This window comes from Micromonospora inaquosa, assembly GCF_003857055.1.
Lineage (GTDB): Bacteria > Actinomycetota > Actinomycetes > Mycobacteriales > Micromonosporaceae > Micromonospora > Micromonospora inaquosa.
Genome location: NZ_QGSZ01000178.1, coordinates 1 through 21,451 on the forward strand (window position 1 = coordinate 1; position 21,451 = coordinate 21,451).

Consider the following 21,451-nt stretch of genomic DNA (forward strand, 5'->3'; position numbering starts at 1 on the left):
GCGGTGAGCGGGCCGCTGTCGACCAGGGCCACCAGAACCGCGACGCCGCCGGAGAGCGCCGCACCGACGATCGGGATGAACGCGCCGAGGAAGACCAGCGCGGCCAGCGGGAAGGCGAACGGGGTGTTCAGCACCGCGATGAGCGGCACGGACACCAGCGCGCCGGTGATGCCGGCGAGCACGACGCCGGCGGCGATACCGATGATCACCGCGAGCGGGTGGAGGGCGACCGCCCGGCCCATGATCAGCGGCTGGAGGATGTGACCCTCCACCTGCTGCACGACGATCACCGCGCCCAGGATGATCAGCGCGGTGAGCGGGCCGCTGTCGACCAGGGCCACCAGAACCGCGACGCCGCCGGAGAGCGCCGCACCGACGATCGGGATGAACGCGCCGAGGAAGACCAGCGCGGCCAGCGGGAAGGCGAACGGGATGTCGAAGGCGACCAGGAAGATGCCGATGCCGACCGCGTCGATGAAGGCGACCAGCACCGTGGCGCGCACGTAGGCACCGAGCGTGTGCCAGGACGCGCGGCCGGCGTCGTCGACCTTCCACCGGGCGGCCACCGGCAGCAGCCGGACCAGGAAGCGCCAGATCCGGTTGCCGTCGCGCAGGAAGAAGAACGTCGCGAAGAGCACGAGCAGCGTGCCGGTCAGCACCTCCGCCAGCGTCGCGGCGGTGCTCAGCGCGCCGCTGGTGAACTTCGACGTGTTGCCGTTGATCCAGACCTGCGCCTCGTCGATGTAGCGGTCGAGTTGGGTGTCGGAGAGGTGCAGCGGGCCCGTCTTCAGCCAGTTCTGGATCTGCCGGACGCCCTCCGACGACTTCTGGCTCAGCTCCGGTACGCCCCGGATGAACTCGTTGACCACCAGCGTCAGCGTGCCGATCACCGCGACCAGGCCGCCGACCAGCACCACCGCCGTCGCCAGCGACCGGGGGAACCGGATCCGCAGCAGCCAGCCCACCGCCGGGGCCAGCAGCGCGGAGAGCAGCAGCGCGATGGCCAGCGGGATGATCACGATCTTGATCGTGCCGACGATCCGCAGCAGGGCCCAGGCCACCACGCCGATCACGATCAGCCGCCAACACCACGCGGCGGCGATGCGCAGCCCGTGCGGAACGTCGGCGTCGTCCCGACTGGAGGTGGAGCTGTGCAGGTCCGTCGGGGGTTCCGCGCCGTAGACCATGGCGTTCGAGGGCGCGGCCGGCCCCGGCACGCCCGGCGACGCCACCCGGGCGTCCGCCGACGCGTCGTCCAGCGCGTCACTCACTGCGCCCTCGTCGGCCCGCGCCGACTCCTGTCGTGACTGGTAGGCGCGGCGAAGCCGCCCGCGTACCCGCTCGAAGCGGCTCAAGCGCACCTCCTGGCAGAGAACCCGGCCCGCCCAGGGCGACAGGTCGGACAGCATACGTCCGTTCCCGACACCATAGGGGGGTTCCGCGACACAATGCCCCGACGACCTCCGGCGTAACCACCGGCGGGCCACCATCGGCCCACACGGTAGCGTCTGCGGCGTGACCGCCGACAACGATCTCGACGCCGGCCTGCCGATCCGCCTGCTGCACGACCGCGTGCTGGTACGGATGGAGGGCAGCGAGGGCGAACGCCGCTCCACCGCTGGCATCGTCATTCCGGCTACCGCCGCGGTCGGCAAGCGCCTCGCCTGGGCCACCGCCGTAGGGGTGGGGCCGAACGTCCGCGCCATCGTTTCCGGCGACCGGGTGCTCTTCGACCCGGACGACCGCTCCGAGGTCGAACTGCACGGCCGCGGTTACGTGCTCCTGCGGGAGCGGGACGTGCACGCTGTCGCCGCCGAGCGGATCGAGAACGACTCGACCGGCCTCTACCTCTGACGCACCTCCCCCGGCCACCAGGCACCGTCGCGCACCGTTTGCCCGGCCGCACGACGGGAAGCCATCCGGCGACCGTGGCCCTGGGGAGGGACGATGCCGGTATTCGTGAAGAAGCTGTTGACCTGGGGCAGTGTCGCGTTCCTGATCTACTTCATGGCCTTCCGGCCGGACGGCGCCGCGCAGATGTTCCGGGCCATCGGAGCCGCGTTGATCGCGATGTTCCAGGGCCTCGGTGACTTCCTCACCTCGCTGATGACCTGAACCGCTGCGCCGACCTGAACCGCTCGGCGCCGACCTGAGCTGGCGGCCGGGTGCCGTCAGCCGTCAGGGGTGCGTCGGCGGCCAGGGCGGCGCCGATCGCGGGCCGGGCCAGCCGGGCGCGGCGTACCCCAAGGGAGCCGGGGCGGGCGCCAGCACCACCGGGATCGGCACCACCGGCTCGTCCGGCGCGTCCACCGGACGCCGCGTACCGTCCGGGAACCGCAGCAGGTAGCGGCTGCCGTCCCAGACCCCCACCGGGGCCTGCGGGTCCCGACCGACGAAGAACGACCGGTACGCGCTGATCGCGTCCAGCAGTTCCCGCTCCTCGCGTGCGGTCCGCTCCTGGTCGGCGGGCTTGCGGTCCAGACCGCGCAGCGTCCCGTCGCGCAGCAGGGCCAGCCGGGTGGCGGCGGACTGGTAACCCCGCATCGCCCGCACCCCGGCGTCGCCGGCCACCCGGCGCGCCCAACTGCGGGCTGCGTGCCGCCTGCCGAGACTGCTCAGGGCGGCCACCTCGGGCGGGCTGAGCCAACCGGCGCGCACGTAGTCGGGCAGGACCCGCTCGGTGAGGCGCCCCTCCCAGGCGCGCAGCCACAGCGCCAGCCCCACGGTGCCGAAGAAGACCGGCACCATCAGGCCCAGGAAGCCGTACAGCATGATCATGGCCTCGCCGGTGGCCTGGGTCAGCGTGGGCAGCAGATTCCACGTGCCGTGCAGCATCATCGCCAGCAGCAGCCCGGCGATCGGGGCGAGCACCCGGATGCGCCGATCGGCCGTCCGGGAGGCGATACCCAGCCCCACACCGGTCATCGAGGTGAAAAGGGGATGGGCGAACCCGAACAGCAGAATCCGCAGGATGAAGATCGCGATGACCTGCTGGATGCCGGTGGCCGGGCCGTAGCGGTCGGCGCCGGACGCAAACCCCAACCCACCCAGGTAGAGGATGTTCTCCACCATCGCGAAGCCGACCGCGGAGAGCCCGCAGTAGACCAGGCCGTCGGTGATCCCGGACCACTCACGACGGCGGAACACCAGCAGCAGGATCGGGCCCAGCGCCTTTGTCAGCTCCTCGATGAACGGTGCCACCAGCACCCCGGTCAGCGCTGACGGAAGGCCCCAGTCGGCGAAACGGTTGGCCGCGAAGTCGTTCACGGTGAGTGAGGCGGCGGTGGAGACGAACGCCCCCCACGCGAAGCAGAAGATCAGATACTTCAGTGGCTCGGGTTCGTACCGGTCCAGCCAGAGGAAGCAGCCGACCAGCACCGGTACCGGCAGGATCGCGGCGACCACCCCGATCAGCAGGGCCTGCGCCCCGAGCGACTGGCCGAGCGTGAAGACCATGAACACCGCGCACGCCGCGATGAACAGCACCACCCCGGCCAGCACCAGAAACCGCCGCCAGCCCAGCCGACGCAGCGGCATCCGAGGCGTCCCGCCCACGGGCGGGACGGCGGGCGCAGGCGGGCTGGGGGGCGACGGCGGCAGCGGTGAACCGGGCGGGGTGTCGGCCATGCGGTCAGCGTAGCCATCCGCTGCCGGCTGGTTCGGTCGCATCGGTAGCCGCTATGCTGCCGGCAGGTCACGAGCGCCAGCGTCAAGCCCCGGTTTGCTGGCCGGCAACCCTCGTCGAGTTCGCGGTGGGGTGCCCCGGGTGATGACCGGGCCCAGCCCGATCGGTGTGCTGGGCAAGCGCGGACCCCGTCCCGATGTCGCACCCCGGGGTCCCTGACCCCGGAGGTTCCGGCGTGTCCGTCACTCTCGTTCCCGCGCTGCCCACCCTGCCGTCCGCGCCGTCCGCGCCACTCGACGTCCTCGGCGTGCCCGGTGAGATCAACCTGGACTACGCGGCCAGTGCGCCGTGCGCGCGGGCCGCCGCCGACGCGGTGGCCGAGCTGCTGCCCTGGTACGCGAGCGTGCATCGCGGAGCGGGAGCGCTGTCGCGGCGCTGCACCCTCGCGTACGAGCAGGCCCGGCAGACGGTCGGCGACTTCTTCGGCGTTCGCGCCGACGATCACGTGATCTTCACGCGCAACACGACGGACGCGCTCAACCTGCTGGCGCGAGCCGTGCCGGCCGGTACGACGGTCGTCACGTTCGCCTCCGAGCACCACGCCAACCTGCTGCCCTGGCCGCGCGGATCGGTGCGACTGCCGGTGCCCAGCGACCCCGACGGGGCGGTACGCGACCTCGCCGCCGCCCTCGCCGAGCTGCGTCGGGGCAGCAGCCCGGCACTGCCGGTGCTGGTCGCGGTGACCGGTGCGAGCAACGTGACCGGTGAGCGGTGGCCGGTCGCCGAACTGGCGCGGGTGGCCCACCGGCACGGTGCCCGGATCGTGCTCGACGCCGCGCAACTCGCCCCGCACGCCCCGGTCGACCTGCGCACGCTCGACGTGGACTACCTGGCCGTGTCCGGTCACAAGCTGTACGCGCCGTTCGGCGCGGGCGTGCTGATCGGCCGAGCCGACTGGCTGGACGCCGCCCCGCCGTACCTGGCCGGCGGTGGAGCCACCAGCCACGTCGGGCCGGCCACCCACGACGTGACCTGGGCGACCGGTCCGGCCCGACACGAGGGTGGCACCCCGAACCTGCTCGGCGCGGTGGCGCTGGCGGCGGTGTGCGCGGCCCTCGACGACGCCGACCAGACCGCGCTGGCCGCCCACGAGCAGGCCCTACTGGCCCGGCTGAGGACCGGCCTCGCCGCCCTGCCGCACGTCGTCGAGCTGCGCACCTTCGGCCCGAACGCGCCCCGGGTCGGCATCGTCTCGTTCGTGGTCGCCGGATGGGACTCCACCGAGGTGGCCACGAGGCTGGCCGCCGAGCACCACATCGGCGTACGGGACGGGTTGTTCTGTGCCCACCCGCTGGCCCGGCGGCTGCTCAGCGAGGCGGCGGGGCGTACCGGCCGGCGGGATCTGCCGCCCACCGCGCTGCGCGCCAGCATCGGGCTGGGCAGCACGGCCGCCCAGGTGGACCGGCTGCTCGCCGCGCTGGCCGAGCTGGGCTGAGGCCGGCCGGCGGTGGCCCGCGCTCAGCCGACCGGCGGGGCGGTGGGTGGCTTCGGTGCCTCGCCGGGTTCGGCGGGCTCACCGACCGGGCGTTCCTGCTCGCCGAAGGCGGTGCGGATCCACCGGTTCGCCTCCTCCTGCTCGATTCCGGAGGCGACCAGCAGATCACTCGCGGTGGTGCGGATCTGGGCGATCACCACGCTGCCGGAGAAGCCGACCCCGTCGCCGTACCCCCGACCGGCCTCGCTGACCGCCCGCAGCGACCGTTCCCGGGCCTTCTCCGGCTCCTCGCCGGCGGCGAACTCGTGCTTGAGCAGCCGGACCGACTCGGCGAGGTGGCCGATCGCGTCCGGCATCGGATCGGGCACCGGTTCCTCGTCCTCGATAAGGGTGACGGACCGGCGGATCAGCGTGCCGCTGTTGCGCATCGCCCGGTCGATCGGGTCGGCCGCCTCCGCGTAGTGGATCAGCTCGCTGCGGCGGTGCCAGCGGGCCGGAGAGAGGGTGGCCGTCTCCTTTGCGCCCTCGATCGCCTCGGAAAGGTTGGCCAACTCCTCCTTGTTGTTGCGCAAACGGTCCAGTGCGGCCTGGATGCTGGCGCGGTCCCGGTTGCGCAGCCCGTCGGCGGTGGCGTCGAGCTGGGCGGCGAGCAGGTCCAGGGCGGGCCGGGCCGCCCGGTTGATCACTCGGAGTGGGTTCAGTGGCAGCAGCACCGCCGTCACCAGCAGCGCGACCCCACCGCCGAGGAACGCGTCGACGAAGCGAGGGATCTCCAGGTTCTGGGTGGACGGGCTGAGCGTGACGATCAGCACCGCCGTGGCCGCCGCCTGGATGACGATCGCCACGCTCGCCCCCGCGAAGATCGTGAACAGGATCGCCACCGTGACCACCAGCCCGAGCTGCCATGCCCCGGTGCCGAGCAGGTAGATCAGGAAGTCGCCGATCGCCACCCCGATGCCGACCCCGGCGATCAGCTCCACGGTCCGGCGGAACCGCTGGCCGACCGAGGCGGCCAGGGTGCCGACCGCGGAGATCGGCGCGAAGACCGGTTGCGGGTTGCCGAGCAACTTGTGCGAGATCAGGTACGCGATCCCCGCAGCCAGCCCGGCCTGCACCGCGAGCCCACCGGCCATCCGTACCCGGTGCAGCCGGTCGTGCAGGGTGGCCCGACCGCGATGGCGCAGCTCTTGGGTGGCTTCGGCGATCCGCGCGCCGTCGATGTCCACCAGCCCTGCACGCAGCGCGGTACGTCGCATCATCCGAGGTCGCTTGTCCCGGGCCACGGCCATGGGCGCGACTACCCGTGGTGGGCTCGCTGAATCCTTCCGTCCCGCGTGTCGCGGTCGGATGCGGCAGACTCGGGCGGTGGTTGATCTGCTGGACCGGTGGCGGGCGGCGACCCGGGATGCCGGCGCGAGGCCCGATCCGGATACGACCCGGGCCGGGGAGATGGTGATCGCCCGGTGGCGGGAACCGCACCGGCACTATCACACCCTGGCCCATTTGACGGTGGTGCTCGATCTGGTCGACCAGCACGCCGACCTGGCCGGTCGGGCCGACGTGGTCCGCCTGGCGGCCTGGTTCCACGACGCGGTCTACGACCCCCGGGCCGCTGGCGACGCCAACGAACGGGACAGCGCGGCCCTGGCCGGGAGCGTGCTCACCGGGCTCGGGGTGCCGACGTCCACGGTGACCGAGGTACGCCGGCTGGTGCTGCTCACCGCCGGGCACTCGGTGGCGGAGGACGACCGGGACGGCGCGCTGCTCTGCGATGCGGACCTGGCCGTGCTGGCGGCGCCGCCGGCCCACTACGAGCGGTACGCGGCGGCGATCCGCCAGGAGTACGCCCATGTGCCGGAACCGGCCTTCCGGGCTGGGCGGGCCGCGGTGTTGACCGGCCTGCTGGCGCTGCCCGCGCTGTTCCGGCTGCCGCCGCTGGCGACCCGGTGGGAAGAGCCCGCCCGGTACAACGTGCGCCGCGAACTGGCCGCGCTCAGCGGAGAGCCGAAGAACGCGGGCTGACCAGGTGCTTCGGGCGACGCAGGCCGGCGGTGTGGAGCAACTGGACCAGCTCCCGGCTCGGCACCACCTGTGCGCCAAGCCACACCGCCGCCTCGAACCGGTCGGCCGGAAGGTCGTAGTGGTCTCGGTCGAATCCGCGCCGGGGTGCGCCGAGCGTCTCGGCGAAGGCGTGCAGTTCGGCGTACGAGAGGTCACTGATCAGGTGCGACCAGAGTCGACCGCGCCACGGCCAGGCCGGCCGGTCCAGGTAGAGCATGACGCACAAGCTATCCCGCCGAGTCGATCATGTTGATGATCGCCGGTCGGCGACCTAACCTCGGCTGCATGGCCCCCACCGCCGCGCTCCTCGACGACCTGCGCGCCGCGCTGGGTGCCGACGCCGTGCTCACCGACCCGGACCTGCTGCGGATGCACCAGCGCGACGAGGCCGACCTGTGTGCCGCCGGCATCCCGTTGGTGGTGACCCGCCCGCGCAACACCGAGCAGGTGGTCGCCGTGGTCCAGGCCGCGGCACGGCACGGCGTACCGGTGGTGCCGCAGGGCGCGCGGACCGGGCTGGCCGGCGCGGCGAACGCGGTGGACGGCGCGGTGGTGCTCAGCACCGTCGCGATGAACGAGATCCGGGAGATCGATTCGGTGAGCCGGATCGCGGTGGTCCAACCGGGGGTGGTCAACGCGGCGCTGGCCGGGGCGGTGGCCAAACAGGGCCTCTGGTACCCGCCGGACCCCGGCTCCTGGGAGTCCTCCACGATCGGCGGCAACGTGGCCACCAACGCCGGCGGCATGTGCTGTGTCAAGTACGGCGTGACCACCGAGTACGTGCTCGGCCTGGAGGTGGTGCTCGCCTCCGGCGAGGTGCTGCGCACCGGGCGGCGTACGGCCAAGGGAGTGGCCGGCTACGACCTGACCCGGCTGTTCGTCGGCTCGGAGGGCACCCTCGGCGTGATCACCGAGGTGACCGTGGCGCTGCGCCCCGCCCCGGCTGACTCGCTGACCCTGGTGGCGGTCTTCGGATCCATCTCAGCGGCCGGCGCGGCGGTGGCCGAGATCGCGGCTCGCGGGCTCACCCCCAGCCTGCTGGAGTTGCTGGACCAGACCCACCTACGGGCGATCGAGGCGTACCAGCCGATGGGGTTGCGGACCGACGCGCAGGCCCTGCTGCTGGCCGCCGCCGACACCGGCACCCGGGCGGCGGAAGACCTGGCCGTGCTGGCTGAGGTGTGCGAGGCCGTCGGTGCCGACGAGGTGTACGCGGCCACCGACGCGGTGGAGGCGGCGGCGCTGCTCCAGGCTCGCCGGTTGGCCCACCCGGCGATGGAGAAGTTCGCGGCCGACGCCTACCCGGGCGGTAACGGCGGCCTGGTGATCGACGATGTGGCGGTGCCGCGCGGCGCACTCGCCGCGCTCCTGGACGGGGTCGCCCGGGTCGCGGCCGAGTGCGAGGTGCCGATCGGCGTGGTGGGGCACGCCGGGGACGGCAACATGCATCCGAACATCGTGGTCGACCGGGCCGACGCGGCGAGCGTGGCGCGCGGCCGACGGGCCTTCGACGAGATCATGCGGCTCGGCCTGGATCTGGGCGGCACGTGCACCGGCGAGCACGGGGTGGGGCTGCTCAAGCGGGACTGGCTGGCCCGGGAGATCGGGCCGGTCGGCGTCCGGGTGCATCAGGCGATCAAGTCGGCGCTCGACCCGGCCGGCCTGCTCAACCCGGGCAAGGTGCTCTGACCGGCTGCGGTCAACCCTTGACCTCGGCAGGGGTCGCCTGGGTCAGCAGCAGGAGGATCTCCCCGGCGACGGGCGTGAGCTCCTCACCCGGGCAGTCCTGTGAGGTGATCAGCCCGGTCGAGGTGATGAGGCTGGACGTCAGCGCGTCGATGCAGGTGGTGCGGTACCGGCGGGCCTGATCGGTCTCGTCGGCCAGCGCCGGGTTGGCGAGCAGCACCTGGAGCCGTTCGGTCAGTTCGGGTGCGAGGGTGCCCCGGGAGGTCACACCGTCGCCGGCGCAGTCGACGCATTGCCACGCGCCGTTGCGCTCGACGCTCAGCGTGCGCATCGGCCCGTCCTCGCCGAGCCGCTGGAGCAGGCTGACCTGACCGGCGGCGACCGTGGTGGGGATCTCCAGCTGCGTTCCGCCACCCGCTGTGCCGGCGGTCGGTTGCGCCACCGGGTCGCTCGGCTTGTCCTGGTCGAAGAGCGAGCACCCGGTCAGGGTGGCGGCGAGCGCGACGGCGAGCAGGGATACGAGCAGACGAGGGCGCGCGCGGGGTTGCACGCGCGGAAACCTACCCCACCGTAGGTAGCGTCCGAAACCACCATCCGGGCTGGTATCGATAGTTACCCATTGGTAACGTCGCAATTCGTCACCTAGCGGACGGGCGCAGCTCCGCCTGATCGTCGTCGCCACCCCGGTCAGCCGCGTAACCCCGGACGTCCGGAGCACCCAGCCGGGCAGCGTCCGCCGCCGCGTCGTCCGGCATCAACTGGGACTGCCGCTCCGCCTCCACCCGGGCGCGGTAGTGCTCGACCTCGCGCGCCCGGGTGGCCGCATCCCACCCGAGCACCGCCCCCATCAGCTCGGCGGTGTGCTCCGCCGACTCCAGCCCCCGGTGGCTGGTCTCGAACGAGATCCGGGTCCGCCGGGTCAGCACGTCCTCCAGGTGCAGCGCACCCTCGGCCCGCGCCGCGTAGGCGACCTCCGCCGCCAGGTACTCCGGAGCACCGGCCAGCGGCGACGCCAGCAGTGGATCGGCGTCCACCAGCGCCAGCAGGTCCAGGGTGAGGGTGCCGTACCGCTCCAGCAGGTGCTCCACCACGCCCACCGGCACGCCGTGCCGGCGAGCCAGGTCGGCCCGGTCCCGCCACATCGCCGGGTACCCGTCGGCGCCGAGCAGCGGCAGGTCGGCGGTGCGCGACTGGCGGGCCCCACCGAGCCGGCGAGCGGCCCGGTCGACCACGTCGGACGCCATCACCCGGTACGTCGTGTACTTGCCGCCGGCGACCAGCAGCAGCCCGAGCATCGGCTCGAAGACCGCGTGCTCACGGGAGAGCTTCGAGGTCGAGTCGGCCTCGCCGGCCAGCAGCGGCCGCAGCCCGGCGTACACCCCCTCGATGTCGGCGGTGGTCAGCGGCCGGTCCAGCACGGTGTTGACCTGCTGGAGGAGGTAGTCGATGTCACGGGCCGAGGCGGCCGGGTGGGAGCGGTCCAACCGCCAGTCGGTGTCCGTCGTGCCAATGATCCAGTGCCCGCCCCACGGGATGACGAAGAGCACCGAACTCGCGGTACGCAGGATGAGCCCCGTCTCGCCGGTGATCGCCGAGCGGGGCACCACCAGGTGCACCCCCTTGGAGGCGCGCACCCGGACGCCGGGCCGCAGGCCCACGTCGTTGAGCATCCGCGACATGTCGTCGCTCCACACCCCGGTGGCGGCGATGACGGTACGGGCCTGCACCTCGAACTCCGCGTCCGGCGAGCCGGGCGAAGCTTCCAGGTCCCGGACGCGGACCCCGGTCACCTCGCGCGCCTGCCGGATCAGCCCGACGGCGCGGGCGCTGCTCACGACCGTGGCCCCGAGGCTGGCCGCGGTGCGGGCCAGGGTGACCACCAGCCGGGCGTCGTCGACCTGCCCGTCGTAATAGCGGATGGCCCCGGCCAGCGCGTCGGCCCGCAGACTGGGGAAGATCCGCCGGGCACCCTCCCGGGTCAGGTGACGGTGCAGCGGCATGCCCCGGCCACCGCCGAAGACCCCCGCGAAGGCGTCGTAGGCGGCCACCCCGGCGCCGTAGTACGAACGGCGGAAGACCCGCGCCGGCAGGTCCCGCAGGCCCCGCCCGGCCGGCAGCGGCACCATGATCGGCACCGGGCGTACCAGGTGCGGCGCCAGCCGGGTGGCCAACAGGCCCCGCTCGGTGAGCGCCTCGTGGACCAGGTGGAACTCCAACTGCTCCAGGTAGCGCAGGCCACCGTGGATGAGTTTGCTGGACCGGCTGGAGGTGCCCGCCGCGAGGTCACGGGCCTCGACCAGCGCCACCTTCAGGCCGCGGGACGCCGCGTCCAGGGCGGCACCGGCGCCGGTCACCCCACCACCGATGACCAGCACGTCGAAGCGCTCGGCACGCAGTCGACGCAGGTCGGACGCACGGCGGACCGGTGAGAGCTGGCCGGCGACGGATCGGGAGATATTGGGGTCGCGCACCCGTCCACCGTAACCGCCGTGCCACCGTGTCGACATTTCGCCGCCCGCCCCGGGAGGACCTTCACATCTCGCTACCACCACCTCGGGGCGGATCGCGCCCGTCGATCAGCTCGGGGCGGACCCCGGTGGGGGTCGTCGGCTGGTTGCTCTTTCGGTCGAGCCGTGGGCCGGCAGTCGGGTCGAAAGTCGTCGTCGTGGTCGTAAGGTTCTCGGATGCAAGGTCAGCCCCCGCACCACGTAGTCAGCGCTCGAACGTCCCCCTGGCCGGCGGTCGCGGCCGTACTGGTCGGCTGCTGGACTGTCGCGGTCACCGTGGGCACCCAGACCGGTGGCTGGCTCACCGATCAGGTGCTGCTGGGCTTCGGGCGGGACCGACTCGGCTGGCTCTGGCCGGTGCTCGGCCTGGCCACCGTCGTGCTGGTCGGCACGCCCGCCGCGCTGCTGGCCGTGCTACCCCGGTCGGCCGCGGTCCGGGCCACCGGGCGAGCCTGGCTGATCGGGGCACTCGCCCTCGGGGCGCTCACCCTGCTGCGGGTCGTGCCGCCAGTGCATCACGAGGCGTACCTCGCCGGGCTGGCCGGCGTGGCGCTGCTCAGCGCGCTCGCCGTGCGCCGCTCGTCGGGTTCGAATGTCGGCACCCCGCCCGACGCCACCGCGTCGACGGCCGCCGACGGCAGCGGTGGTGGTGCGGCAGTGAGCGGTGACGCCGCCCGAGCCGAGGCCGTCGGAGGCCCGGGGTCGAGCGCCGACGCCGCTTCGAGGGCTGGCGAGGGCCCGCAGCCGGTCGGACGGCGGGTGCGCCGGCCCGGCCCGGTGCCGTTGCTCGCGGTCGCCGCCGGGTTGGCGCTGTTGCTGCCGTGGGCCTGGTTGGGCGCGCTCGGCGGCCTCCTGGAGACCGCACTGGCGCTGCTGGCGGCGGCCGCGCTGGGGGTGCTGGCCGCGACTCTGCTGGATGCCCCCTTCTGGTCGGCGTTCGCGGTTGGTCGACCGCCCCGGCCGGCTCGGCTGGTGCTGGTCGGCGGCCTGGTCGCCGGGGTGGCGCTGCTGCTGCTTGCGGCCGGGTCCGGCCAGTCCGGCGCGCAGCTACCCGCGCTGCTGACAGTGCCGCCGGTGGGTTTCGCGCTGGCCGCGCTCTGGGCGGCGGCCTGGCGACCCACCGCCGACCCGGCCGAGGCCAGGCGTGCGGGCCGAACGGCGAGCGGTTGGCTCGTGGGCCTGGCCGCGCTCGGCCCGTTTGCCTTCACCGACCCGGAAGAGATCACCCTGTTGCTGGTCGGCACCCGGGACGTCCCGTTCTGGGTGGCGGCCGCCGCCGGCGTCGGGCTCGCCGTCGCGGTCCTGGTCGCCATCGGGTACGCGGTGCTGCTCGCCCGCCCGACGGCACGCACCCCGGACAGGCGGGTCGCCGCGGTGGCGGCCGTGGTGCTGCTGGTGGCGTTCGGCGTGGTCGACCTCGGCCCCGGCCAGCCGGGCCTGTACGGCGAACGACTGTTCGTGGTGCTGCGCGCGCAGGCCGACCTGAGCGATCTTCCGGCCGGCGCGCCGGGTCAGGCCGGGCGGGACACCCGCGCGACGGAGGTCTACCGGCGGCTCGTCCGGACAGCCGAGCAGAGCCAGGGCGACCTGCTGCGCGGGTTGAATCGCCTTCGACTCGACCCGGTGTCGTACTACCTGGTCAACGCGGTCGAGGTGGACGGCGGCCCGGCGGTGCGAGCCTGGCTCGCCGGCCGACCGGAGGTGGCCCGGGTGCTGGTCAGCCAGCGCCTACGCCCGCTGCCGGCCCCGGCCGGGCAGAGCCGGGGCAGCGCGCCCAAGCCCACCGGCCCGGAGTGGAACATTCGCCAGATCGGGGCCGACCGGGTGTGGTCCCAACTGCGGGTCACCGGCGCGGGCATCGTGGTCGGCAGCTCCGACTCGGGGGTGGACGGCACCCATCCGGCGCTACGAGCCGGGTTCCGTGGTGGAGACGACTCGTGGTACGACCCGTGGGATGACACCCGGAGCCCGACCGACCAGGGCGGGCACGGCACCCACACGGTGGGCAGCGCGGTCGGGCGGGACGGCATCGGAGTGGCACCGGACGCGAAGTGGGTGGGCTGCGTCAACCTGGACCGCAACCTCGGCAGCCCCGGGCACTACCTGGACTGCCTCCAGTTCATGTTGGCGCCCTTTCCGACCGGCGGCGACCCGTTCACCGACGGCCGTCCGGAGCGCGCCCCGCAGGTGCTGACCAACTCGTGGGGCTGCCCACCCATCGAGGGTTGCGACCAGCGGGTCCTGCGACCGGCCACCGCCGCACTGGACGCCGCCGGCATCTTCGTGGTGGCCGCGGCCGGCAACACCGGCCCGTGGTGCGGTTCGATCGACGACCCGCCAGCCCCGTACACGGACGTGCTGACCGTCGGCGCGGTGGACGCCCAGCGGCGGGTCGCGGAGTTCTCCTCGCGCGGGCCGGTGCCGGGCGGCTCGGGCAAGCCGGACGTACTGGCACCGGGGGTGGGGGTGGTGTCGGCCATGCCGGGCGGCACGTACGCCGCGCTGGACGGCACGTCGATGGCGACCCCACAGGTGGCCGGGGTGGTCGCGCTGATGTGGTCGGCGAACCCGGCGCTGGTCGGCGACGTGAACCGGACCCGGCAGATCCTTCGGGACACCGCCACGGCGGCGACGCCCACCTATCGCTCCGACAGCCCCTCCGACGCCTGCGGTGGCCCGTCGAACGTGACCGGCGCCGGCCAGGTCGACGCGTACGCCGCGGTTCGCGCCGCCCAGCAGTAGTCGACGCCTCACGGGCGGGGGTGCGATCCGACAACGGGTGATCTATGGTCGGCGACCATGGACGCCGAGATCACCGTCACCGAGCTGACCGCCGACCTGGTCCCCAGCGTCGTCCAGCTCTGCCAGCAGGCTCTCGACCTACCCGAGGACGCCGCCGAGGCGGCTTCCATCGTGGACGTGCTCTGGCCCCGGGCCGCCGACCGGCCGGTGGTCGGGCTCGGCGCGTACCGGGGTGCGGACCTGGTCGGGGCGTTGATCTGCTCGATGTCGTCGGCCGAGCCGGGGATCGGGCACGTGGACCTGGTCGCGGTCCTGCCTGATCAGCGGCGTCAGGGCGTCGGCCGGGCACTGCTCCGGCGGGCCGAGCGGGTGCTCGCCGAGCGCGGGGCGACCGAGGTGCTGCTGGCCGGAAATCCGCCGTACTACGCGTGGCCGGGCATCGACGTCCGCTACACGCCGGCGGTCTGCGCCGCCCTCGCGATCGGTTACCAGCAGGACCGGACCGCCTGGAACATGACCGCGGACCTGTCGTACGACGGGTCGCCGGCACTGCGGTCCACCGAGGCGGGCGAGCGGCGGCTGGCCGGCCAGGGCGTCACCGTACGCCGGGCGGAGCCGGCGGACCTGCCGGCGTTGACGGCGTTCGCCCGGTCCACCTTCGGCGGTACGTGGGATGGCGAGTTGGCCGGGTCGGTCGGGCGTGCCGACGCCGGTTGCCACCTGGCGGAGCGGGACGGCGAGGTGCTCGGCTTCGCCGCGTACGGGTCGTCCCGGCCGAGTTGGTTCGGGCCGATGGGCACCGCGCCGGCCGCGGAGGGGTCGGGTATCGGCGGGGTGCTGTTGCGGCGTTGTCTGCGCGACCAGCGGGCGGCGGGGCTGGACCGGGCCGAGATTGGCTGGGTGGGGCCGGTGCCGTTCTATTCGGGCAGCGCGGGTGCGCGGATCGAGCGGGTCTTTTTCCTGTACCGGCGAGTGCTACCGACCACCTAACCGGGGCAAACAGGACGTAGATCCATTCGCCCGCATCGGCCATCGACGCCCCCTACCGTTTCGGTAGAGGAGGCAGCCATGACCACGGATGACAACCAGACCGAGGACGGCCCGCCGATCACCTGGAAACCGGTGGGTGAACTCCCCGGCCAACTGCCGTTCGACCGGCTCGACTACGGCGACGCCGAGCAACTGGCCGAGATGACCACCGACGGCGAGTCGTCGGTGACCGAGGAGCCGCAGGAGATGGTGGACGCGCCGATCCAACTGCTTCCGCCGTACAACCGGGCACAGAAACGGCGCAACCAGCGCCCCCTACCGACCTGACGACGAACGGGGCGGACCGCGTCAGCGGCCCGCCCCGTTCGGTGTCGGAACTGGACTCAGAAGTCCATTTCCCCGCCACCCGGGCCAGCCGGGGCAGCCGGGGTCTTCTCCGGCTTGTCCGCGACAACAGCCTCGGTGGTGAGGAAGAGCGCCGCGATGGAAGCGGCGTTCTGCAGCGCCGAGCGCGTCACCTTGGCCGGGTCGATGATGCCCGCGGCCAGCAGGTCGACGTACTCGCCGTTGGCGGCGTTGAGACCGTGACCCGCTTCGAGGTTACGGACCTTCTCCACCACGACGCCGCCCTCAAGGCCGGCGTTGACGGCGATCTGCCGCAGCGGGGCGTCCAGCGCGACCTTGACGATGTTCGCACCGGTCGCCTCGTCGCCGACCAGGTCGAGCTTGTCGAAGGCGGTCTTGCCGGCCTGCACCAGCGCGACGCCACCACCCGGGACGATGCCCTCCTCGACGGCGGCCTTCGCGTTGCGAACGGCGTCCTCGATGCGGTGCTTGCGCTCCTTGAGCTCGACCTCGGTGGCCGCGCCGACCTTGATCACCGCAACGCCGCCGGCCAGCTTGGCCAGCCGCTCCTGCAGCTTCTCCCGGTCGTAGTCGGAGTCGCTCTTGTCAATCTCGGCCCGGATCTGGTTGACCCGGCCCTGGATCTGCTCGGCGTCACCGGCACCGTCGACGATGGTGGTCTCGTCCTTGGTCACCACGACCTTGCGGGCGCGGCCCAGCATGTCAACGCTGGCGGCATCGAGCTTGAGGCCGACCTCCTCGCTGATGACCTGGCCACCGGCGAGGATGGCGATGTCGGTCAGCATGGCCTTGCGGCGGTCACCGAAGCCCGGCGCCTTGACGGCGACCGACTTGAAGGTGCCACGGACCTTGTTGACCACCAGGGTGGCGAGGGCCTCGCCCTCCAGGTCCTCGGCGATGATCAGCAGCGGCTTGCCCGACTGCATGACCTTCTCCAGGATCGGGAGCAGGTCCTTCACCGACGAGATCTTGCTGTTGGCGATCAGGATGTACGGGTCGTCGAAGACGGCCTCCATACGCTCCGGGTCGGTCATGAAGTAGGCCGAGATGTAGCCCTTGTCGAAGCGCATACCCTCGGTGAGCTCCAGCTCCAGCCCGAAGGTGTTGCTCTCCTCGACGGTGATGACGCCTTCCTTGCCGACCTTGTCCATCGCCTCGGCGATGATCTCGCCGACGGTGCTGTCGCCAGCGGAGATGGAGGCGGTGGAGGCGATCTGCTCCTTGGTCTCGACGTCCTTGGCGAGCTTGGACAGCTCCTCCGAGACGCTCGCGACCGCAGCCTCGATGCCCCGCTTCAGGGCCATCGGGTTGGCGCCAGCGGCCACGTTGCGCAGGCCCTCGCGAACCAGGGCCTGGGCCAGGACGGTCGCCGTCGTCGTGCCGTCACCGGCAACGTCGTCGGTCTTCTTGGCGACCTCCTTGACCAGCTCAGCGCCGATCTTCTCGTACGGGTCCTCGAGCTCGATCTCCTTGGCGATGCTCACACCATCGTTGGTGATGGTGGGGGCACCCCACTTCTTCTCGAGCACGACGTTGCGGCCCTTGGGGCCGAGGGTCACCTTTACGGCGTCGGCGAGCTGGTTCATGCCCCGCTCGAGGCCGCGGCGCGCCTCTTCGTCGAACGCGATCATCTTGGCCATACGGCGTTGTCCTCCTGGACACTCACGGGCCACCCGAGATGTGTGCCCCGGATGGGCCGCCTGGTGTACGCACCTTGGGACGTCGCCACCTGGCGACGACGACGTCCTTCGGCCGGGCCGGATAGCCCGCGACGACCGGCCATGTGTCACCCCGGCGTCTCCACGCCGGTGCAACCTGGCCCCACCGTCCCGACCATTGGCACTCACGGTATGCGAGTGCCAATGACTTGTTTAGCACTCTCCCCTGCCGAGTGCAAGCACGATGCCGCCGCTCAGCCGAGTTCCGCAGCCAGTCCAGCGGTGTTCACCGGCGCCTCATGGGCCCGCTGCTCGGCGTACGTCACCAGCAGACCGATCAACTGGGCCAGGTGGGCCGGCAGGGTCAGCACGGAGGTGACCCCGATCACCACCACCGCACCGGCGGCGGTGCCCGCCGAGGTGAACGGATCCGTTCCGAACGCGGAGGTGCCCACCCCTTCCAGGGCGCCGGGGATCATGGTGCCGACGATCACCGCCAGGACCACCAGGGCGACCCGGCCGAGCAGCAGGCCCAGCCGGTCGTGGAACATCCGGAACGCTCGGCCCAGTGGATTGTGGCGCTCGAAGAGGTAGACCGGTCCGGCCATGCTCAGCGCGAAGGCCAGGTAGATGCCCGGCAGCACGCAGAAGCAGAGGCCAACGCCGATCAGCAGACTGATCAGCAGGGTCCAGCCCCACAGCCCGAGTGCCCGACGCAGGCCGTAGCGCAGCGCCGACTCCAGGCTGACCGGCTGACCGGCAGCCTGTTGGGTGATCACCCTGGTGCCGGCGGCCCAGCCGACGGCCTGCACCAACCCGACCAGCAGGCTGCCGCCGACCAGCACGACCAGCAGGCTCAGCAGATCGACGGCGAAGTTGTCCGGCAGCGCCGGGCTCGGATTCGACTCGGCCTGGGCGGCCCACTTCGCCGACGGGTCCAGCCCGAGGGAGATCACCGAGAGCACCGCCGCCGGCAGCACCTGGGTGAGCAACATGATCGGCACCAACTGCCGCCAGCCCCGGCGCAACGCTCCCCCGCACCTGTTGAACCAGCCACCGAGGCCGGCGCCGGGCGGCGTGACCAGGGCGTCGTTCGGGTCGAACCCGTAGCCCGGCGGATACCAGCCGGGCGGCGGCCCCGGATACCACGGCTGGCCGCCGTAGGGGCCCGGCCCGGGCGGGTAGCCCCCGGTGGGCGGGAACGCCCAGCCCTGTGGCGGCGGGGCAGCACCCCAGACACCCTGGGTGGGATCCCCACCGGGCGGCGGGCCAGCCGAGGACGGGTCCGACCCCCAGCCGTGCTGCGGGCCAGCCGGGCCCGGCTCCCAACCGGGCTGCGGACCGGAGTGGCCGGGGCTGCCGGCGGGCGAGGACGGGTCCGGCTCCCCCGACCCGGAGGACGGAGTGGGCGGGGGCGGCAGGTCGGTCATGAACGCTCCTCAGCATCGGCTGGAACGGTTCACGATCTTCCCGGCTGCACGCCCCTGCCGCAGCCCCGACTCACCGGGGCCGATCGGCCCGAAAGCTCAGCCGGTGACGCGTACGTGCTCGGCCTGCGGGCCCTTCTGACCCTGGGAGATCTCGAACTCGACCCGCTGGCCGTCGTCCAGCGCCTTGTAACCGTCCATCTCGATCGCGGAGAAGTGGACGAACACGTCCTGACCGCCGTCGACGGCAATGAAGCCATAGCCCTTTTCGGCGTTGAACCACTTCACGGTGCCCTGTGCCACGGTGCACTTCCCTTACTCAGCACGGCCTTGCCTGACCCGGCGCACGGCGCAGCCGGGCGCCCCGGACCACCGACTCAGCGATCGATGACCGCCATTGAATCAGTGACCGAAATCGCACGCTACACGAGGTGTGACGGCCGCGCACGGCCACAAACCGGACACCCTGCGGGGCGTCCATCTCCTGTGGTAGGCATGCGGACATGACCACCGACATGGGCTCAGCGGCCCTGCGGCTCGCGGAGATCCGCCGGGTCCGGCCGGAGGACGCCGCCCGGATGCGGGCGCTGCGCCTGGAGATGCTGGCCGACGCGCCGTTGGCCTTCCTGGAGACCCTGGCGGACGCGGCGGCCCGGCCGCACAACGAGTTCGCCGCCCGGGTCGCCTACACCTCAGCCGGTTCCAGTAACGCCCAGTTCATCGCCGACCCGGGTAGCCGGCTGGTCGGGCACGCCGGCGGGACCACCGCCCCGAACGAACCCGGGCTGACAGTGATCTACGCCGTGTACGTCACGCCGCGCTGGCGCGGCGGCGGGCTGCTCGGCGAGCTGATCGACGGGGTGGCCGCCTGGTCGCGCGCCTGTGGCCGACCGGAGCTGCTGCTGGAGGTGGTGGTCGGCAACGACCGCGCCTACCGCGCCTACCAGCGCCTGGGCTTCAAGGACACCGGCGTACGCGTCCCCCACCCCACCGTCCCCGCCCTCACCGAGCTGCAAATGCGCAAAACCGCCTAAACCCAAGAACTCATCCCAAGGCAGAACGAACCCCGGTGATGTCCCAAGGCCGGACGCGTCAGCGACAACAGTGTCCACGTCAGGGTTTCCGGGGCAGCCCGACCCGCGCAGGGATCAAGCCTGACCGCCCGGAGCGGGTCGGGCTGCCCCGGAAACCCCAACCGCAACCGCTACACGTGCCGCCGAGACTGCACGATCCGGAACCGGTTCGCCACGTAAGCCCCGTCCGTCAGCGCCGAGTTGGCCGCCGCGTTGGCTCCACTGCCGTGGAAGTCGGAGAACGCCGCCGACTGGTTGACGAAGACACCGCCGGTGAGGTTGCAGGACAGGTGCACCCCGACCTCGACCGCCACCGCCTCGGCCGCGTCCAGCACCGCCTCTTCGGTGGAGTAGACCCCGGCGGTGAGCGCGCCCTTCTCGCCGACCGTCCGACGCAGCAGCTCCAGGCTGTGCGCTGTGGAGTCGGTCGCGATGGCGAACGAGATCGGCCCGAACCACTCCCGGCCGTACGTCTCCGCGTCGTCCGCGCCCAACTTCACGATCGTCGGGGTACGCACCACCGCGTCGGCGTACGACGGGTGGGCCACGGCGCGCGACTCCAGCACCGGCTCGCCGACCTTGGTCACCTCGGCCAGCCGCTCCAGCACCCCGTCGTTGACGATGGCGCCGGTCAGCTCCACGCCTCGGGCCGGGTCGGCGGTGAGCTTGCCGACCGCGGCGGCGATCCCGCCGGCCACCTCGTCGAAGCTCTTGTGCCCCTGGTCGGTTTCGATGCCGCCGGCCGGGATGAGGATGTTCTGCGAGGTGGTGCACATCTGCCCGCTGTAGAGGGTCAGCGTGAAACCGAGGTTGCGGCACATGCCGGCGAAGTCGTCGGTGGAGTCGATGACGACGGTGTTCAGCCCGGCCTTCTCCGTGTAGACCGATGCCTGCCGGGCGTGCGTCTCCAGCCAGTCGCCGTACTCGGTGGAGCCGGTGAAGTCGACGATCTTCACAGAGCGGTGCAGCGCCAGGTCGCTGGCGAGCTTCTCACCGGGCGCCTCCGCCGCCAGCATGATCAGGTTCGGGTCGAACCCGGCCTCGGCGAGCACCTCCCGGGCGTACTTCACGGTGATGGCCAGCGGTAGCACCGCGCGCGGGTGCGGCTTGACGATCACCGGGTTGCCGGTGACCAGCGAGGCGAACAGCCCGGGGTACGAGTTCCAGGTCGGGAACGTGTTGCAGCCGATCACCAGCGCCACCCCACGCGGCACCACATGGAACGTCTTGATCATCCGCAGCGGGTCACCCTTACCGGCGGCCTTCTCCCAGCCCGCCGTTCCCGGGTGCCGGGTCATCTCGGCGTACGCGTACGCCAGGGCTTCCAGCGCCCGGTCCAGCGCGTGCGCGCCACCGGCCTGGAAGGCCATCACGAACGCCTGCCCGCTGGTGAACTGCACAGCGTTGGCCAGCTCGAAGATGTGCTTGTGCAGCCGGTCGAGGATCTCCAGGCAGACGCCCACCCGGGCCTGCGGGCCGGCGTCACGCCACGCCGGCAGCGCGGCGGAGGCGGCGTCGACCAGCTCACCGGTGCCGGCGTGCGGGTACCGCACCGCCAACTCCACCCCGAAGGGGCTCGTCTCGGTGGCGGCCCGAGCGCCGCTGCCGGGCTGGTCGAGCGGGAAGTCACCACCGAGGTACGCCTCGAAGGCGGCCTTGCCGTCGGCGGCGGCGGTCTCGCCGTACACCCGGGGGCTGGGGGATTCAGGGTAGGCGGACCAGTAGCCCCGCTCCGTGATCGCGGTCAGCGCACGGTTGAGGGTGTCGGCGTGCCTGTCGTACAGGGGATGCGGGGTCTCCGTCATGCCCGCCATCATGCCT

Annotated in this window: 19 protein-coding genes and 1 riboswitch; of the genes, 9 read left to right on the forward strand and 10 right to left on the reverse strand. The window is 72.4% G+C overall.

The window, feature by feature from the left end; translation table 11 throughout:
* A partial coding sequence (locus tag DLJ59_RS10350) for an AI-2E family transporter (RefSeq protein ID WP_425271407.1) occupies positions 1-1,355 on the reverse strand: 1,355 nt, incomplete at its 3' end.
* A gap of 160 nt (positions 1,356-1,515) precedes the next feature.
* On the opposite strand from DLJ59_RS10350, the gene DLJ59_RS10355 reads away from it, so the two are divergent.
* The gene (locus tag DLJ59_RS10355) at positions 1,516-1,854 is read left to right on the forward strand and encodes a GroES family chaperonin (RefSeq protein ID WP_030327790.1); all 339 of its coding nucleotides are present in this window, start codon (positions 1,516-1,518) and stop codon (positions 1,852-1,854) included.
* 93 nt (positions 1,855-1,947) lie between these two features.
* Complete coding sequence (locus DLJ59_RS36575; protein WP_167337262.1) at positions 1,948-2,115, forward strand: hypothetical protein; 168 nt, start codon at positions 1,948-1,950, stop codon at positions 2,113-2,115.
* 63 nt (positions 2,116-2,178) lie between these two features.
* Here the strand turns inward: DLJ59_RS36575 and DLJ59_RS10360 are convergent, their stop codons facing one another.
* The gene (locus tag DLJ59_RS10360; RefSeq protein WP_124772287.1) at positions 2,179-3,669 is read right to left on the reverse strand and encodes a PrsW family intramembrane metalloprotease; all 1,491 of its coding nucleotides are present in this window, start codon (positions 3,667-3,669) and stop codon (positions 2,179-2,181) included.
* A 23-nt stretch (positions 3,670-3,692) separates the two neighbouring features.
* Positions 3,693-3,813, forward strand: a riboswitch (SAM riboswitch).
* Between the two features lie 8 nt (positions 3,814-3,821).
* Here DLJ59_RS10360 and DLJ59_RS10365 point away from each other — a divergent pair.
* Positions 3,822-5,120, forward strand: a complete 1,299-nt coding sequence (locus DLJ59_RS10365; RefSeq protein WP_425271408.1) for an aminotransferase class V-fold PLP-dependent enzyme — start codon at positions 3,822-3,824, stop codon at positions 5,118-5,120.
* A 23-nt stretch (positions 5,121-5,143) separates the two neighbouring features.
* On the opposite strand, the gene DLJ59_RS10370 is transcribed toward DLJ59_RS10365, so the two are convergent.
* Positions 5,144-6,379 carry an FUSC family protein gene (locus tag DLJ59_RS10370; protein WP_124772289.1) on the reverse strand — a complete coding sequence of 412 codons (1,236 nt, stop codon included), beginning with the start codon at positions 6,377-6,379 and terminating at the stop codon, positions 5,144-5,146.
* A 106-nt stretch (positions 6,380-6,485) separates the two neighbouring features.
* On the opposite strand from DLJ59_RS10370, the gene DLJ59_RS10375 reads away from it, so the two are divergent.
* Positions 6,486-7,142: an HD domain-containing protein gene (locus tag DLJ59_RS10375; RefSeq protein ID WP_244235946.1), complete on the forward strand. Its 657-nt coding sequence runs from the start codon at positions 6,486-6,488 to the stop codon at positions 7,140-7,142.
* Here DLJ59_RS10375 and DLJ59_RS10380 read toward each other — a convergent pair.
* Positions 7,114-7,398: a DUF4031 domain-containing protein gene (locus DLJ59_RS10380; RefSeq protein WP_124772291.1), complete on the reverse strand. Its 285-nt coding sequence runs from the start codon at positions 7,396-7,398 to the stop codon at positions 7,114-7,116. The two genes, DLJ59_RS10375 and DLJ59_RS10380, sit on opposite strands and share 29 nt — an antisense overlap.
* A 68-nt stretch (positions 7,399-7,466) precedes the next feature.
* On the opposite strand from DLJ59_RS10380, the gene DLJ59_RS10385 reads away from it, so the two are divergent.
* Entirely contained in the window at positions 7,467-8,870 is a 1,404-nt protein-coding gene (locus tag DLJ59_RS10385; protein ID WP_124772292.1) for an FAD-binding oxidoreductase, read from the forward strand.
* Positions 8,871-8,880: 10 nt separating this feature from the next.
* Here DLJ59_RS10385 and DLJ59_RS10390 read toward each other — a convergent pair whose 3' ends face one another.
* Together DLJ59_RS10390 and DLJ59_RS10395 are read right to left on the reverse strand one after the other, a co-directional pair.
* Complete coding sequence (locus tag DLJ59_RS10390; protein ID WP_124772293.1) at positions 8,881-9,417, reverse strand: hypothetical protein; 537 nt, start codon at positions 9,415-9,417, stop codon at positions 8,881-8,883.
* Between the two features lie 88 nt (positions 9,418-9,505).
* Positions 9,506-11,323 carry a glycerol-3-phosphate dehydrogenase/oxidase gene (locus tag DLJ59_RS10395; protein WP_124772350.1) on the reverse strand — a complete coding sequence of 606 codons (1,818 nt, stop codon included), beginning with the start codon at positions 11,321-11,323 and terminating at the stop codon, positions 9,506-9,508.
* Positions 11,324-11,551: 228 nt separating this feature from the next.
* Here DLJ59_RS10395 and DLJ59_RS10400 point away from each other — a divergent pair, with 228 nt between their 5' ends.
* The 3 genes from DLJ59_RS10400 to DLJ59_RS10410 all read left to right on the forward strand — a co-directional run bounded on the left by DLJ59_RS10400 (position 11,552) and on the right by DLJ59_RS10410 (position 15,433).
* The gene (locus DLJ59_RS10400) at positions 11,552-14,116 is read left to right on the forward strand and encodes a S8 family serine peptidase (protein ID WP_124772294.1); all 2,565 of its coding nucleotides are present in this window, start codon (positions 11,552-11,554) and stop codon (positions 14,114-14,116) included.
* Positions 14,117-14,173: 57 nt separating this feature from the next.
* Positions 14,174-15,106, forward strand: coding sequence for a GNAT family N-acetyltransferase (locus DLJ59_RS10405; RefSeq protein ID WP_124772295.1), 933 nt, complete (start codon positions 14,174-14,176; stop codon positions 15,104-15,106).
* A gap of 78 nt (positions 15,107-15,184) precedes the next feature.
* Positions 15,185-15,433, forward strand: a complete 249-nt coding sequence (locus tag DLJ59_RS10410) for a hypothetical protein (protein WP_124772296.1) — start codon at positions 15,185-15,187, stop codon at positions 15,431-15,433.
* Between the two features lie 56 nt (positions 15,434-15,489).
* Here DLJ59_RS10410 and groL read toward each other — a convergent pair whose 3' ends face one another.
* The 3 genes from groL to DLJ59_RS10425 form a co-directional block, all read right to left on the reverse strand.
* Positions 15,490-17,112: a chaperonin GroEL gene (gene groL, locus DLJ59_RS10415; RefSeq protein ID WP_124772297.1), complete on the reverse strand. Its 1,623-nt coding sequence runs from the start codon at positions 17,110-17,112 to the stop codon at positions 15,490-15,492.
* Positions 17,113-17,384: 272 nt separating this feature from the next.
* Positions 17,385-18,560, reverse strand: a complete 1,176-nt coding sequence (locus DLJ59_RS10420; protein ID WP_124772298.1) for a YciC family protein — start codon at positions 18,558-18,560, stop codon at positions 17,385-17,387.
* A gap of 96 nt (positions 18,561-18,656) precedes the next feature.
* On the reverse strand, positions 18,657-18,860 hold the full coding sequence (locus tag DLJ59_RS10425) for a cold-shock protein (protein WP_124772299.1): 204 nt from the start codon (positions 18,858-18,860) through the stop codon (positions 18,657-18,659).
* A 200-nt stretch (positions 18,861-19,060) separates the two neighbouring features.
* Between DLJ59_RS10425 and DLJ59_RS10430 the strand changes: the two genes are divergently transcribed.
* Positions 19,061-19,591 carry a GNAT family N-acetyltransferase gene (locus DLJ59_RS10430; RefSeq protein ID WP_124772300.1) on the forward strand — a complete coding sequence of 177 codons (531 nt, stop codon included), beginning with the start codon at positions 19,061-19,063 and terminating at the stop codon, positions 19,589-19,591.
* Between the two features lie 170 nt (positions 19,592-19,761).
* On the opposite strand, the gene paaN is transcribed toward DLJ59_RS10430, so the two are convergent.
* Positions 19,762-21,435, reverse strand: coding sequence for a phenylacetic acid degradation protein PaaN (gene paaN, locus DLJ59_RS10435; protein WP_208648619.1), 1,674 nt, complete (start codon positions 21,433-21,435; stop codon positions 19,762-19,764).
* Positions 21,436-21,451 lie beyond the last annotated feature (16 nt).